The 15,021-nt window shown below is 69.7% G+C and carries 13 protein-coding genes; 11 read left to right on the forward strand and 2 right to left on the reverse strand.

The window, feature by feature from the left end:
- The first annotated feature begins 1 nt into the window (after position 1).
- The 4 genes from ruvC (at position 2) to AC1HFH_RS10460 (ending at position 3,226) form a co-directional block, all read left to right on the forward strand.
- Entirely contained in the window at positions 2-586 is a 585-nt protein-coding gene (gene ruvC / locus AC1HFH_RS10445; RefSeq protein WP_480247226.1) for a crossover junction endodeoxyribonuclease RuvC, read from the forward strand.
- Positions 583-1,185: a Holliday junction branch migration protein RuvA gene (ruvA, locus tag AC1HFH_RS10450; protein ID WP_480247227.1), complete on the forward strand. Its 603-nt coding sequence runs from the start codon at positions 583-585 to the stop codon at positions 1,183-1,185. The genes ruvC and ruvA overlap by 4 nt, the downstream gene beginning before the upstream one ends.
- A gap of 3 nt (positions 1,186-1,188) precedes the next feature.
- Positions 1,189-2,271, forward strand: coding sequence for a Holliday junction branch migration DNA helicase RuvB (gene ruvB, locus AC1HFH_RS10455; protein WP_480247228.1), 1,083 nt, complete (start codon positions 1,189-1,191; stop codon positions 2,269-2,271).
- 442 nt (positions 2,272-2,713) lie between these two features.
- Positions 2,714-3,226 (forward strand): GtrA family protein, encoded by a 513-nt coding sequence (locus tag AC1HFH_RS10460; protein WP_480247229.1) that lies wholly within the window; start codon positions 2,714-2,716, stop codon positions 3,224-3,226.
- A 7-nt stretch (positions 3,227-3,233) separates the two neighbouring features.
- On the opposite strand, the gene AC1HFH_RS10465 is transcribed toward AC1HFH_RS10460, so the two are convergent.
- Positions 3,234-3,809, reverse strand: a complete 576-nt coding sequence (locus tag AC1HFH_RS10465) for a DivIVA domain-containing protein (protein ID WP_480247230.1) — start codon at positions 3,807-3,809, stop codon at positions 3,234-3,236.
- A gap of 4 nt (positions 3,810-3,813) precedes the next feature.
- A complete protein-coding gene (locus AC1HFH_RS10470; protein ID WP_480247813.1) occupies positions 3,814-4,464 on the reverse strand; it encodes a TetR/AcrR family transcriptional regulator in 651 nt (216 codons plus the stop codon).
- A gap of 104 nt (positions 4,465-4,568) precedes the next feature.
- Between AC1HFH_RS10470 and AC1HFH_RS10475 the strand changes: the two genes are divergently transcribed.
- The 7 genes from AC1HFH_RS10475 to AC1HFH_RS10505 all read left to right on the forward strand — a co-directional run bounded on the left by AC1HFH_RS10475 (position 4,569) and on the right by AC1HFH_RS10505 (position 14,691).
- Positions 4,569-6,056: a flavin-containing monooxygenase gene (locus tag AC1HFH_RS10475; protein WP_480247231.1), complete on the forward strand. Its 1,488-nt coding sequence runs from the start codon at positions 4,569-4,571 to the stop codon at positions 6,054-6,056.
- Positions 6,057-6,426: 370 nt separating this feature from the next.
- A complete protein-coding gene (gene yajC / locus AC1HFH_RS10480) occupies positions 6,427-6,780 on the forward strand; it encodes a preprotein translocase subunit YajC (protein ID WP_480247232.1) in 354 nt (117 codons plus the stop codon).
- A 108-nt stretch (positions 6,781-6,888) separates the two neighbouring features.
- A complete protein-coding gene (secD, locus tag AC1HFH_RS10485) occupies positions 6,889-8,619 on the forward strand; it encodes a protein translocase subunit SecD (protein ID WP_480247233.1) in 1,731 nt (576 codons plus the stop codon).
- A 4-nt stretch (positions 8,620-8,623) separates the two neighbouring features.
- The gene (gene secF, locus AC1HFH_RS10490) at positions 8,624-9,805 is read left to right on the forward strand and encodes a protein translocase subunit SecF (protein WP_480247234.1); all 1,182 of its coding nucleotides are present in this window, start codon (positions 8,624-8,626) and stop codon (positions 9,803-9,805) included.
- A gap of 29 nt (positions 9,806-9,834) precedes the next feature.
- Positions 9,835-11,532, forward strand: a complete 1,698-nt coding sequence (locus AC1HFH_RS10495) for an ABC transporter substrate-binding protein (RefSeq protein WP_480247814.1) — start codon at positions 9,835-9,837, stop codon at positions 11,530-11,532.
- Positions 11,533-11,569: 37 nt separating this feature from the next.
- On the forward strand, positions 11,570-12,142 hold the full coding sequence (locus AC1HFH_RS10500) for an adenine phosphoribosyltransferase (protein ID WP_480247235.1): 573 nt from the start codon (positions 11,570-11,572) through the stop codon (positions 12,140-12,142).
- Positions 12,143-12,270: 128 nt separating this feature from the next.
- The gene (locus AC1HFH_RS10505) at positions 12,271-14,691 is read left to right on the forward strand and encodes a RelA/SpoT family protein (RefSeq protein ID WP_480247236.1); all 2,421 of its coding nucleotides are present in this window, start codon (positions 12,271-12,273) and stop codon (positions 14,689-14,691) included.
- Positions 14,692-15,021 lie beyond the last annotated feature (330 nt).

Here is a 15,021-nt window from a genome sequence, read left to right on the forward strand (position 1 = left end):
GGTGCGGGTGATGGGTGTCGACCCGGGACTCACCCGGTGCGGCCTGAGCATGGTCGACAGCGGGCCGGGTCGGCGGGTGGTCGCCCTCGATGTCGGCGTGGTGCGGACACCGGCGGATGCCGAACTCGCGCACCGGCTGGTGCGGGTCGCCGACGCCGCCGAGGAATGGATGGACGTGCACCGCCCGGAGGCGGTGGCGATCGAACGGGTCTTCGCGCAGCACAATGTGCGGACCGCGATGGGGACCGCGCAGGCCGGTGGGGTGATCGCACTGGCGGCCGCCCGGCGCGGTATCGAGGTCGCCTTCCACACCCCGAGCGAGGTCAAGGCCGCCGTCACCGGCAACGGAACCGCGGACAAGGCCCAGGTGACGGCCATGGTCACCCGGATCCTGGGACTGCAGGTGGCGCCGAAACCGGCGGATGCGGCCGATGCGCTGGCGCTGGCCATCTGTCATTGTTGGCGGGCGCCGCTGCTGAAACGGATGGCCCGGGCCGAGGCCCAGGCCGAGGCGGTGCGCCGGCGGTACGAGCAGCGGCTGGCCGAACAGCGCCGGTCCGGCGGACGAAAGGTGGTAGGCGGGTGATCGCGTCGGTACGCGGTGAGGTGCTCGAGATCGCACTCGACCATGTGGTGGTGGAGGCGGCCGGAGTCGGCTACCGGCTCAATGCGACCCCGGCGACGCTGGCCGGGCTCACCCGCGGCGACGAGGTCCGGCTGTACACGGCGATGATCGTGCGCGAGGACTCGATGACGCTGTACGGGTTCGCCGACACCGAGGCGCGGGAGCTGTTCGGCCTGCTGCAGACGGTGTCCGGGGTCGGGCCGCGGCTGGCCATGGCGGTGCTGGCGGTGCTCGAACCCGAGGCGCTGCGCAAGGCACTCGCCGAGAGCAATGTCGCGGCGCTGACCCGGGTGCCGGGTATCGGCAAACGCGGCGCCGAACGCATGGTCGTGGAGCTCCGGGACAAGGTGAACCAGGTGCCGGTGCCCGCCGGTCCGCCCGGCGCCACCCCGGCGCCCGCGACGCCGGTGCGGGAACAGGTCGTCGAGGCGCTGATCGGGCTCGGTTTCCCGGCGAAGGCCGCCGAACCGGCCGTCGATGCGGTCCTCGCCGATCAGCCGCAGACCGGGACCTCCACCGCACTGCGCGCGGCCCTCGGCCTGCTGGGGAAGAACCGGTAGCCGATGGACCCCGAATTCGACCCGGAGACCTCCCCGGTCGACGCGCACGCCCTGCCGTCCGACGGCGACGCCGAGGCGGGCCTGCGGCCGCGGTCCCTCGCCGATTTCATCGGGCAGCCGCGGGTGCGTGAGCAGCTGGCCCTGGTCCTGCACGGTGCCCGGCAACGCGGCGCCACCCCGGATCATGTGCTGCTGTCCGGGCCGCCGGGGCTGGGCAAGACCAGTATGGCGATGATCATCGCCGCCGAACTCGGGACCGCACTGCGGATCACCTCCGGCCCCGCACTGGAACGGGCCGGTGACCTAGCGGCCATGCTGTCCAATCTGGTCGAAGGCGATGTGCTGTTCATCGACGAGATCCACCGGATGGCCCGCCCCGCCGAGGAGATGCTGTACCTGGCGATGGAGGACTTCCGGGTCGACGTCGTGGTCGGGAAGGGGCCCGGCGCTACCTCGATCCCCCTGGACATCGCACCGTTCACCCTGGTCGGCGCCACCACCCGGTCCGGTTCGCTGACCGGGCCGCTGCGCGATCGGTTCGGCTTCACCGGTCATATGGACTTCTACGAACCGGCGGAGCTGCTGCATATCCTGCAGCGTTCCGCCGGGATCCTCGGCGTGCCGATCGAACCGGACGCGGCCGCCGAGATCGCGGGCCGCTCGCGTGGTACCCCGCGAATCGCGAACCGCCTGCTGCGCCGGGTCCGCGACTATGCCGAGGTCCGCTCCGACGGCACCATCACCCGCCCGGTCGCCCAGGCGGCGCTCGAGGTGTACGACGTCGACGTCCTCGGGCTCGACCGGCTCGACCGGTCAGTACTCGGCGCCCTGGTCCGCAGCTTCGGCGGCGGACCCGTCGGCGTATCCACCCTGGCCGTCGCGGTCGGAGAGGAATCCACGACGGTGGAAGAGGTCTGCGAGCCCTTCCTGGTGCGCGCCGGTCTGGTCGCGCGCACGCCCCGGGGCCGGGTGGCGACCGCCGCGGCCTGGGAACATCTGGGCCTGGTCCCGCCGCCGGACCTGGTGGTCGGCGCGATCGAAGTGCGCGGCCGCGGACAACCGTCCCTGGACCTGTTCGACAACTGACCGCGCCGACCTCCCTGCGGGCCCGGCCGCCGGGGCCGGTGCGGTATCGACTCGCTTGCAGTACCCAGATTTGCGCCATCCGCACACAACCGTCGCCGAACCGGCCGTTCGGCGTGGTACCGGCTCGATTGTGGGCGAATGGCGCAGTATCGGAACGGTGCCGCGGCGACCGCCGGGCGTGTTCGTCGTGACGTGGTTCGGTCTCCGGAGCGAGCGTCGGCGGGTTCCGGACTGTGGCCGTCCCGGGGCCCGGTAGCCGGCGGCGTGCGGGCCGGTGACCTCCGACGAACGTTCGTCCGGTGCCCACCGATACCGCTGCCGGGTGGGCGGTTCGCGCGAAGGGGGTGCGTCCGTAGCCCTGGCCGGTCCGGCCGGTGGTGGCCCGGTTCGCCGGCGGCGCGCCCGGAATCGGATATCGGCGCGCTGGATTACAGTCGGCAGGATGGTGATCGCACGTGTGCTGGAAACGGTTCCGGAGCCGTTGCGTTCCGTTCTGATCCGGCATCGGGAAATGCTGAAGTTCGCGACGGTCGGTGGCATCACCTGGTTCATCGACACCGGCGTCGTGTACGCGGTGAAGCTGACCGTACTGGGGGAGAAGCCGCTGACGGCCCGGCTGCTCGGGGCGCTGATCGCGACCATCGCCTCCTACATCCTCAACCGGGAGTGGTCGTTCCGCACCCGCGGTGGTCGCGCCCGGCACCACGAGGCGGCGCTGTTCTTCCTGATCAGCGCGCTCGGTATCGGGGTGACGATGATTCCGCAGGCGGTTTCGCTGTATGTACTGAACCTGCGGGTTCCCCATGTCGATCCGGTGGTGCAGGCGGTGGCCAACTTCGTCACCGGCCAGATTCTCGGAGTGCTGCTGGCGATGGTCTTCCGGTTCTGGGCGTTCCGTAGATTCGTGTTCCCGGACGACCGGTATCAGGCCGAACTGCACAGCATCCAGGGCTGATCGGGGCTCAGGCGCGGCCGGCCTGCTCCAGCGCGGTGACCACCAGGTCGAGGAAGGCATCCACTTCGTCGCGGGAGTACCCGCGGGTGCCCAGCCGCGCCTCGGTGAACCGGACCGACCGCACATCGGCGACGGTGAGGCTGCCCGGTCCGTCGTGCACCAGCGTCGCGGCCACCAGATCCAGGAACGCATCGACCTCGTCGGTGTGATAGCCGCGCAGTTCCAGCCCGGCCCGGCTGAACCGGACCCGGTGCACATCGTCGGGGCTCAGCAGCTCGGCGGGCCGGTTGTCGGCGGGTGCGGCGGGTACCGGGGCCGCGCCCTTCTGGCGATGCTCGAGCTCCACCCGGACGCGGTCCAGGAAATCGTCGACCTGGTCGGCCTGGTATCCGCGGCCGCCGAAGCGGGGCGCGCCGAAATGCACCTGGCGGATGTCGTCTGCGGTGAGCGCACCCCGGCCCTGCAGGGTGGCCGTGACGAGCTCGAGAAAGGCGTCGACCTCATCGGCATGGTAGCCGCGGTGTCCGATCGATGGCATGGCGAAGTGGGTGCGGCTCACGTCGTCGGGGGTCACGTGCGTCATTCTGTCAGGAACCGCCGCTGCCGCCGCCCGGTTGGTCGTTTTTCCGCACACCGTCGATCAGCAACCGGCGCACCGACATGTTGTACCGGGCCAGACCGGCCGGATCCGGGTCGCGCATACCGTGCAGGACGCCGGCCAGCAGCATGCCGGTGACAGCGCGCGCGGTGCCTGCGGTGTCCAGGTCCGGTCGCAGGTAGCCCCGCTCCACCCCGTGCTCCAGGTAGGCGGTGGTGAGTGCATCCGCGGTGTCCAGGAGCCCGTACAGCCGGGTGGTGAGTTCGTGGTCGATCCCGGTGGCGTGGAAGAGCAGCAGCTGCGGGATCCGCGGGTCGTCCAGCAGGATCCGGTCGAGCGCGGCCCCGATCCGGTCGAGCTGGGCCCGGTAGTCGTCGAGGGTGGCGGCTGCGTCCGGTGCGTTCTCGGTGCTCAGCTCGGCGACGATGCGTGCGGTCAGGTCGTCGACGACATGGTCGATGATGTCGCGCTTGTTGGCGAAGTACCGGTAGAACGTGCCGTGGCCGATTCCCAGTTCGGCCGCGATATCGGCGATCCCGGTCGCGTGGTAGCCCTTCCGGGCGAAACACGCGAACGCCGTGTCGATGATCTCCCTGCGCAACTCGGCCTTGCGCTGCTCGGTCCGGGTGGCCGGCGGCATGGATGGCTGCGTGGATGGCTTCGTCACGTGCCCGATGATACGGTCGTCCGTAGCGGAATGATATGTCATTCCGGTTTGATCTTCTGTTGAGCTGGAGGTTCGACGTGGCACCTCGATTCGATGCGGTAGTGGTCGGTGCGGGGTTCGGTGGCATGGGAGCGGCCATCGAACTGGACCGGCTCGGTCTGCGCAATTTCGTCATCCTGGAACGGGAGGACGATCTGGGCGGCACCTGGCATGTGAACCACTACCCGGGCCTGGCGGTCGACATCGCCTCGGTCACCTACTCGTATTCGTTCGAGCCGAACCCGCACTGGAGCCGGCTGTTCGCGCCCGGCGCCGAGTTGAAGCGCTATGCCGAGCACGTCGCGGACAAATACGACCTGCGGCGGCGGATGCGCTTCGGCACCGTAGTGTCCGGGGCGTGGTGGAATCCCGACGAGCAGTACTGGGAGGTGGCCCTGGCCGACGGGACCACCGTGACCGGCCGGTATCTGCTGACCGCGACGGGATTCCTGTCCCAGCCCTACACCCCGCCCTTCCCGGGCATCGACTCGTTCGCGGGCAAGATCATCCACACCACCGCCTGGGACGACGACTTCGACCTCACCGGACGCAAGGCCGCCATCATCGGCACCGGCGCCACCGCGGTGCAGCTGATCCCGGAGGTGGCCCGCGAGGTCGAGGCGCTGACCGTGTTCCAGCGCACCCCGATCTGGGTGGTGCCGAAGGTGGATCTGCCGATCCCGGCAGCCGTGCAGGAACTGTTCGCGCGGGTGCCGCTGACGCAGCAGGCCGCCCGGCTGGTGAACACCGGTCTGCTGGAGGCGGTGATGGTGGCCGGCGTGCTGCACTATCGGCAGGCCAAGGTGCTCAACCGGGCGGCAGCGCTGGTGGCGAAGGCGCACCTGCGGGCCCAGGTTCCCGATCCCGAACTGCGTGCGAAGCTGACCCCGCACTACGACTTCGGCTGCAAACGCCCGACCTTCTCCAACACCTACTTCCGGGCCCTCGGCGCCGACCATGTGCACCTGGAGACGAACTCCATCGACCACCTCGAATCGGATGCGATCGTCACCGAGGACGGCACCCGGACCGAGATCGACACGCTGATCCTGGCCACCGGGTTCAATCTCTGGGACGTCAACTTCCCGGCGATCGAAATCATCGGCCGGGACGGGGTGAACCTGGGGAAGTTCTGGCGGGAGAACCGGTTCCAGGCCTACGAGGGAATCACGGTGCCGAAGTTCCCCAACTTCCTGAGCCTGAACAGCCCGTACTCCTACAGCGGCCTGTCCTACTTCACCACCATCGAGGCGCAGATGAAGCATATGGGCCGGCTGTTCGGCGAGCTGTTCCGGCGGGGAGAACAGGTCTTCGAGGTGACCGAACAGGCGAATGCCGAGTTCCTGGACCGGGTCACCGAGAAGCTCGACGACTCGGTGTTCTACGGCGGCGACTGCGCCACGGCCCGCAGCTACTATTTCAACCAGCACGGTGAAGCGGCCCTGCTGCGCCCCACCAGCACCGTCAATGCCCACCGCGAGGCGGTCGCCTTCCCGCTGGACGACTACATCTACGGTGCGGCGTGACCAGCCCGAGCCGGTTGTCCGGGCTCCGGGCGCCGACGGTGGACCGCGGAGGTCGAGGACGGTAACCGGTCGGGGCCCACACCCTGCGAGGTGACTGCCGCGGCCGAGTCGCTCCCGGCGTCGGCCGTGGCCCGAAGTCCATCGTCCGGGGCACTGGGCCGGGCCGCGGGTGCCGGGCGTTCGAACGCCTGCGTTCGCGGAGATCGGTACGGTGGCGGTGCCGCCGGCCGGGCGCCGCCACCCGATGGCGGTCCGCCACGGCTCCGGGCAGGGTGTCCGGTGTGTCGCCGCCGCGCGGAGCTGGCAGACTGTCAGGCGTAACCGTGTACATCACCTACCAGAACACTCACACTAGGGACTGACTTCGACGATGGACTTCCTGTTTCCGCTGCTGATCCTGGCCCTGCTCGTGCCGATGTTCCTCGGTATCCGCAAACAGAAGCGCGAGGCCGAGAAGATCTCGGTCATGCAGGACAGCCTGAAGGTCGGCGATCAGGTGGTCACCACCTCCGGTCTGTATGCGACCGTGGTCGAGCTGGACGAGGACACCGTGGATCTGGAGATCGCCGAGGACGTCGTCACCACGTGGCTGCGTCAGGCGATCCGTGAGGTGCGTGCCGAGGACACCGCCGTCGAGGAGGCCGGCAGCGCGAACAGCGCCGAGGCCCCCGCGGGTGCCGAGGAGACCGCCGAACAGACCGAGACCCGGCTCACCAAGGACTGACCGGTCTCATCCTGCGCCGTGCGGGCACACCGCACGGCGCCGGGCGCTGCTGTGCCGCCGGCGCCGGTGTCCCTCGATTCCATTCGACCTTCCAGGAGATGACGTACTGTGCCACCTTCTCAGGGATCGGCGCATCCGTTCCGGCTGCTCGGTGTCTTCGCCGCGCTGCTGGCCGTGATCTATGCGCTGGTGTTCTTCACCGGTGACCGCGAACCGACGCCGAAACTCGGCATCGACCTGCAGGGCGGCACCCGCGTGACGCTCACCGCGCGCACGCCCGACGGTAATCAGCCCAGCCAGGACAGCCTGGAGAAGGCGCAGCAGATCATCGAGAGCCGGGTCAACGGCCTGGGTGTCTCCGGTTCCGAGGTGATCATCGACGGCGACAACCTCGTCATCACCGTGCCCGGCACCGATGGGCAGCAGGCCCGCACCCTCGCGACCACCGCGCGGCTCTACATCCGCCCCGTCCTCGAGGAACGGCCGGTGGCGGTTCCGGGAGCACCGGAGACGGCCACCCCGGAGGCGCCGGCGCCGCCCGCCGAGGCCCCGGCGGCACCTCCGGCGGAGACGCCCGCGGCCGAGCCGCCCCCCGCCGAGTCCGCGGCTCCGGAGGCTCCGGCCGCGCCCGAGGCGCCGGTCGCGCCGGCACCACAGCAGCGAGTGTTCCCGGCCCAGGCACCGACCACCCCGGAGGAACCGGCCCCGGACGCCGCCGAGACCCCGCAGGAACAGGCGCAGCGCGAGATCGCCGAGGCCAAGGAACAGCGGCAGAGTACCGACCCGGCGGCCCAGCAGGCGGCCCTGGCGGCGATGGACTGCACCGGCGCCGACCCGCTGGCCGGCAACGACGATCCGGACAAGCCCCTGGTCACCTGCTCCACCGACGGCACCCGGGTCTATCTGCTCGATGCGGCCCGCATCGACGGCCAGGAGATCAAGGACGCCACCTCCGGCCTCAATCCGCAGACCTCCCGCCAGGAGGTCAGCCTCGAGTTCAAGTCCACCGGCACCGACCAGTGGGCGGATCTGACCGGCGAATACCTGAACCGTCAGGTCGCCTTCGTGCTCGATTCCCAGGTCGTCAGCGCACCGGTGGTCAACGAGGGCCCGCAGCTGGGCGGCCGCACCGCGATCTCGGGTTCGTTCACCGCCGACTCGGCCCGGGAACTGGCCAATACGCTCAAGTACGGTTCGCTGCCCCTGTCCTTCGAGGTGTCCGAGGCCGAGACGGTCTCGGCGACCCTGGGCCTGTCCTCGCTGAAGGCGGGCCTGTTCGCCGGTGCGGTCGGCCTGCTCGTGGTGTTGCTGTACTGCCTGAGCTACTACCGATTGCTGGGGTTGATCACCGGCCTGTCCCTGGTCGCCGCCGGTTTCGCGGTCTACGGGATCATGGTGCTGCTCGGCCGCTGGATCGGCTTCACCCTGGACCTGGCCGGTATCGCCGGCCTGATCATCGGCATCGGGATGACCGCGGACTCGTTCGTGGTGTTCTTCGAACGGATCAAGGACGAGATACGCGAAGGCCGCAGCTTCCGGTCGGCCGTTCCGCGCGGCTGGCAACGCGCCCGGCGCACCATTCTGTCCGGCAACACGGTGAGCCTGATCGCCTCGGTCGTGCTGTACATGCTGGCGGTCGGCCAGGTGAAGGGCTTCGCGTTCACCCTGGGACTCACCACGGTGCTCGATGTGGTGGTGGTGTTCCTGGTCACGGCGCCGCTGCTGCTGATGGTGGCCCGGACGCCGTTCTGGGCCAAACCCTCGGTCAACGGCCTCGGCGCGATCCAGCAGGTCGCCCGGGAGCGGAGCGCGGCGGCCGCCGCGGTCGGAAAGGCATGACGCGATGAGCAACCCCAACCCGTCGCTGACGAAGACATCCGACGTCGCCGCCGCCCCACCGCCGAGACACGGCTTCCTCAACCGGCTCTACACCGGCACCGGTGCGCTGAATGTCATCGGCAAACGCCGTAAGTGGTACGCGATCACCGCGACGATCGTGCTGATCGCGATCGCCGGCATGCTGCTGCGCGGCTTCAACTTCGGCATCGATTTCGAGGGCGGTTCGCAGATCCAGTTCCCGGCCGGATCGGCGACCGTCGAACAGGCCGAGCAGGCCTACGCGGCCGCACTCGGTACCGAACCGGAGTCGGTGCAGACAGTCGGCCGGGGTGAGTCGAGCACGCTGCTCATCCGCTCCGAGGCCCTCGACCAGACCCAGGTCGAGCAGCTGGGCAGCGAGATCCTGGAACGCTTCCAGCCCGAGGACGAGAACGGGGTACCAAGTCTCGCCGCGATCAGCTTCTCCGACGTCAGCGAGACCTGGGGCAGCCAGATTACCCAGAAGGCGCTGATCGCGCTGGTGGTGTTCCTGGTGCTGGTGGCGGTCTACATCGCGATCCGGTTCGAGCTGCACATGGCGATTGCGGCACTGGCGGCGCTGGCCTTCGACCTGACGGTGACCGCCGGGGTGTACGCACTGGTCGGCTTCGAGGTCAGCCCCGCCACCGTGATCGGCATGCTCACCATCCTCGGCTTCTCGCTGTACGACTCGGTCGTCGTGTTCGACAAGGTCGAGGAGAACACCCGCGGGGTCCTGGAGGTGCACCGGCGTACCTACGCCGAACAGGCCAACCTCGCGGTCAACCAGACCATCATGCGTTCGATCAACACCACGCTGATCGGCATCCTGCCGATCCTGGGCCTGATGATCATCGCGGTGTGGATGCTGGGCGTCGGCACCCTGAAGGACCTGGCGCTGGTGCAGCTGGTCGGCCTGATCGTGGGTACCTACTCGTCGATCTTCTTCGCGACGCCGCTGCTGGTCTCGATCAAGGAGCGGTGGGGACCGGTCGGCAAGCACACCGAGAAGGTGCACGCCAAACGGGCGCGCGCTGCGTCCCGGCCGGCCGGGGCCCCGCAGCCGGCCGGCGCCGCCCGCCGGCCCGCCGGGCCGCGTCCGGAGCCGGGCGCCGCGCCACGCCCCGGAGCGCGCCCCACCGGTAAGCGGCAGCGAGGACGGCACTGATCCATCGGCAGGGGGTTCGTGGTATGCGCATGCGTTCGATGCGGCAGCGGTTCGGCCGGCCGGCGGCCCTGCTCACCGCGGGCGTGCTGGCGGCCGGGCTGGTCGTCGGCTGCTCCGGTTCCACCCGGGTGCCGTCGATCGGGTACGCCGTGGACGTGCCGGTCGCCAGTTACAACGGTGGCAGCACGCTCGGCGCGGTGACCGGTGCCGCGACGGTGTTCCCCCGGGTACTCACCGGGTTCTTCTACACCGGGCCGGAAGGCCAGCAGATCGCCGACACCGACGTCGGAACCGCGAAGGAGGTGCCGGGGGAGGCCCAGACCATCCAGTACCGGTTCCATCCCGACGGCACCTACTCCGACGGGGTCCCCACCTCCTGCGACGATCTGGTGCTGGCCTGGGCCGCGCAGTCGGGACGGTTCGCGCCGCTGTTCGACGCCGCCCGGACCGACGGCTACGCCGATATCGAGCGGGTGGAATGCGAACCCGGCTCCAAGGACGCCACCGTGGTGTTCCGGCCGGACCGTCGCTACCTGCCCTGGCAGACCCTGTTCGCGGCGGGCGAGCTGATGCCGGCCCATATCGCCGCCGCGGCGGCGGGTGTGCCCGACGTGGTGACCGCGGTCGAGTCCGGGGATATGGAAGCGATCCGCCGGCTCGCCGAGTTCTGGAACTCCGGATGGAACCTCACGCCGGGTGAATCGGATCTGGCGAACTTCCCGTCCTCGGGCCCGTACCGGATCGAGTCGTTCACCGAAGACGACGGCCTCGTGCTGGTCGCGAACGACGAATGGTGGGGCACCGAGCCGGAGACCGGCCGGATCGTGGTGTGGCCGAAGGGCACCGACCTGGCCGCGAAGCTGGGGGAGAACGCGGTCGGCGTCGTCGACATCGGTACCGGCGCCCTTCCCGACCTGGACCTGAGCGGCTTCTCCGTGCAGACGGTGCCCGGTCGCGGCGCCGAACAACTGATCCTGGCCACCGGCGGCGTCTTCGGCTCGGTCGAGGCCCGGCGGGCCTTCGCACAGTGCGTGCCGCGGCAGGCGCTGTTCGACTCCGTCGGCGCCGTCCCCGAACCGCCCGAAGCGGGGCTCGGTGCCGGACCGTTGAACGCGCACGTCGTCGCGCAGGACTCGCTCTACTACCCGTCGGTGACCGGCGCCGCCGGGCAGTTCGCCACCGCCGACCCGGCCGCCGCGGAGGCCACCCTGGCGGCGGCGGACCTCGACGCACCGACGGTCCGGATCGGCTATGCGGCGCCCGACGCCCGGCGCGCTGCCACCGTCGCGGCCATCGCCGACGCCTGCCGTGCAGCCGGTATCACCGTCGTCGACGCCGGTTCCCCCGACTTCGTGGCCACCTCGCTACGGGACGGCGCGGTCGACGCCGTGCTCGGCGGAACCGGGGCGGCCCCGGGACCGTCCGGTTCCCGGTCGCAGACCGTCGCCTTCGCGGCGTTGCGCACCGGCAACGGCCTGAACATCGGCGGCTACGGCAACGGCCGCTTCGACGATATCGCCGCACAGCTGGCCGGTGACGGCAATCCCGCGCCGGCGCTCGGCCTGCTCACCGAGGCGGAGAACCTGCTGTGGGCCGATCTGCCCGCCGTTCCGCTGTTCGCGAACCCGCGCACCATCGCCTTCGGCGACGGTCTGCGCGGCGGTGTGGCGAACCCCACCCGCGGGGGGACCGGCTGGAATATGGACCGCTGGGTGCTGCAACGGTGACCGGCGCACCCGGAACGACCCGAGGGAAGAGGAGCCGATGAGCAAGCACGCGGCAGCGGAGCCCGCGGAAACCGAGGCCGACCGGCACCTGCGGGCCGCCGACGCCGTGCGGCGGCTGACCCGCTGGCACGACGACTTCCCGACCCCCGGTGTCCGGTTCGCCGATCTGACCCCGGTGTTCGCCGACGCCGCCGGCTTCCGGAGCGTGGTCGACTGCCTGGCGGCCGGCGCCCCGGACGCCGACCTGGTGGCCGGGGTAGATGCCCGCGGCTTCCTGCTCGGCGCCGGCGTCGCGGCCACCCTCGGCACCGGTGTGCTGGCCATCCGCAAGGCGGGCAAGCTGCCGCCACCCGTCGTCTCCCGCGAATACCAGCTCGAATACGGGTCGGCGGCCCTGGAGATTCCGGCCGACGGCGTCGACCTGCAGGGCCGCCGGATCCTGCTGCTCGACGATGTGCTCGCCACCGGTGGCACCCTCGCCGCGGCCGCGGAGCTCTTCCGTGGCGTCGGCGCCGAGGTCGTCGCGGCCGGTGTGGTGCTGGAACTGGAGTTCCTGAACGGGCGCGAACACCAGGGCGACTACCCGCTGACATCGATCGTGCGGGTCTGACGACCGCCGGTACCGGCCGGCTCCGGCAGGATCGCAGCGGTCCGGTCGGCATGAGGACTAAAGTAGGTGGTCCGGGTGGTTACAGCAGTCGGCCCGCTGGGCCCGAGTGCGCGTGGAGAGGCGGTGGCATGACTCGACAGCTGGGCGAGGCAGAGGTCGGAAAGAGGTCGGCCGACGCCTCACCGGCCGGCGGTGCGGACGCGACGGCGAAACCCGCCCAGGAACCGCGGAAGGTGCCGACCCCGGCGCAGGTCGCGGCGGCGAGCAAGGCCCGGCAGTCGGCGCCCGCGGTGCCGTCGTCGGCGTCGCGGCGGGTCCGAGCTCGGCTGGCCCGGCGGATGACCGGCCAGCGCGGGATCGCCGCGGTGAAACCGGTCCTCGAGCCGCTCGCCACGGTGCACCGGGACCTGTATCCCAAGGCGAACCTGGCCCTGCTGCAGCGGGCGTTCGACGTTGCCGACGAACGGCATGCGAAACAGTTCCGCAAGTCCGGTGACCCCTACATCACCCACCCGCTGGCCGTCGCCAACATCCTGGCCGAGCTCGGTATGGACACCACCACGCTGGTGGCCGCCCTGTTGCACGACACGGTCGAGGACACCGGCTACACCCTGGAACAACTCACCGAGGAGTTCGGCCAGGAGGTCGCGCACCTGGTCGACGGCGTCACCAAACTGGACAAGGTGAACCTCGGTTCGGCCGCCGAGGCGGAGACCATCCGCAAGATGATCATCGCCATGGCCCGGGACCCGCGGGTCCTGGTGATCAAGGTCGCCGACCGGCTGCACAACATGCGCACGATGCGCTTCCTGCCGCCGGAGAAGCAGGCGAAGAAGGCCAAGGAGACCCTCGAGGTGATCGCGCCGCTCGCGCACCGCCTCGGCATGGCCACGGTGAAATGGGAGCTGGAGGATCTGGCCTTCGCCATCCTGCACCCCAAGAAGTACGACGAGATCGTGCGCCTGGTCGCCGACCGGGCGCCCTCGCGCGACACCTACCTGACCAAGGTCCGCCAGGAGATCATCAACACCCTCGCCGCCAGCCGGATCGATGCGGTGGTCGAGGGCCGGCCGAAGCACTACTGGTCGATCTACCAGAAGATGATCGTCAAGGGTAAGGACTTCGACGACATCCACGATCTGGTCGGTATGCGCATCCTGTGCGACGAGGTGCGGGACTGCTATGCGGCGGTCGGCGTGGTGCACTCGTTGTGGCAGCCGATGGCGGGCCGGTTCAAGGACTACATCGCGCAACCGCGGTACGGCGTGTACCAGTCGCTGCACACCACGGTCGTCGGCCCGGACGGCAAGCCACTGGAAATCCAGATCCGCACCCACGCCATGCACCACACGGCCGAGTTCGGCATCGCGGCGCACTGGCGTTACAAGGAGACCAAGGGCAAACACTCCGGTGACGCGACCGAGGTCGACGATATGGCCTGGATGCGGCAACTGCTGGACTGGCAGCGCGAGGCCGCGGACCCGGCGGAGTTCCTGGAGTCGCTGCGGTTCGACCTGAAGTCGCCGGAGATCTTCGTGTTCACTCCGAAGGGCGATGTGATCACGCTGCCGCAGAAGTCGACGCCGGTCGATTTCGCCTATGCGGTGCATACCGAGGTCGGGCACAAGTGCATCGGTGCCCGGGTGAACGGCCGCCTGGTGGCGCTCGAACGCCAGCTGGAGAACGGTGAGGTCGTGGAGGTGTTCACCTCCAAGGCGCAGAACGCCGGGCCGAGCCGGGACTGGCAGAAGTTCGTGGTGTCTCCGCGTGCCAAGGCCAAGATTCGCCAGTGGTTTGCCAAGGAACGCCGGGAAGAGGCGCTGGAGAACGGCAAAGAGGAGATCTCCAAGGAGGTCCGCCGGGTCGGGCTGCCGCTGCAGCGGCTGATGAACGTGGACGCGATGACCGCGGTGGCGCACGAACTGCACTACAGCGACATCTCCGCGCTGTACACCGCGGTCGGCGAGCACCAGGTGTCCGCGCATCACGTGGTGCAGCGGCTGATGGCGCAGCTCGGCGGTATCGGCGACGTCGAGAACGAACTCGCCGAGCGGTCCACCCCGTCGACCACACCGGCGCGGCAGCGGGTCACCGGCGACGCCGGGGTGCTCATTCCGGGTGCCTCGGGAACGGTCGCCAAACTGGCCAAATGCTGCACTCCGGTGCCCGGTGACGAGATCATGGGCTTCGTGACCCGCGGCGGTGCGGTGAGCGTGCACCGGACCGACTGCACCAATGCGGGTTCGCTGCGGGAACAGGCCGAGCGCATCATCGATGTCGAATGGGCGCCGTCACCGTCGTCGATCTTCCTGGTGGCCATCCAGATCGAGGCGCTCGACCGGACCCGGCTGCTGTCCGATGTCACCAAGGTCCTCGCCGACGAGAAGGTGAACATCCTGTCCGCCTCGGTGGCCACCCACGGAGACCGGGTGGCGATCAGCAAGTTCACCTTCGAGATGGGCGATCCCAAACATCTCGGGCACCTGCTGAACGTGGTCCGGAACGTGGAGGGCGTCTACGACGTGTACCGGGTGACCTCCGCCGCCTGAGTTCGTCCGGACGGGAACTCACGCCGCATCGGCCGGTCGGAGCCGTCCTCGATGCGGCGTGGCCGGATCCCGCCGGGCTGCGGCGGATCCGTGACCCGGTTCGCCGACGTTCTGTCGCTCCGGGTGCTCGGCGCGTTCGGAAGATGTACCGCCCGGACTTCGCCGGGGGTTTGCCGAGTGCGGCGAGATTTGCTGTGGTGCAGTGCGAGGGCAGTGCCGGGGCGGTGGGAGGCGGCTTCGCCGATCCCCTGTGATAGCCGGATTCTGTTACGGTTTATGGCGTTTCAACGCTCCTCGGATCACGTTCGACACCTCCGACTGATTGCGGAT

The organism is Nocardia sp. KT25-26 (assembly GCF_056627695.1).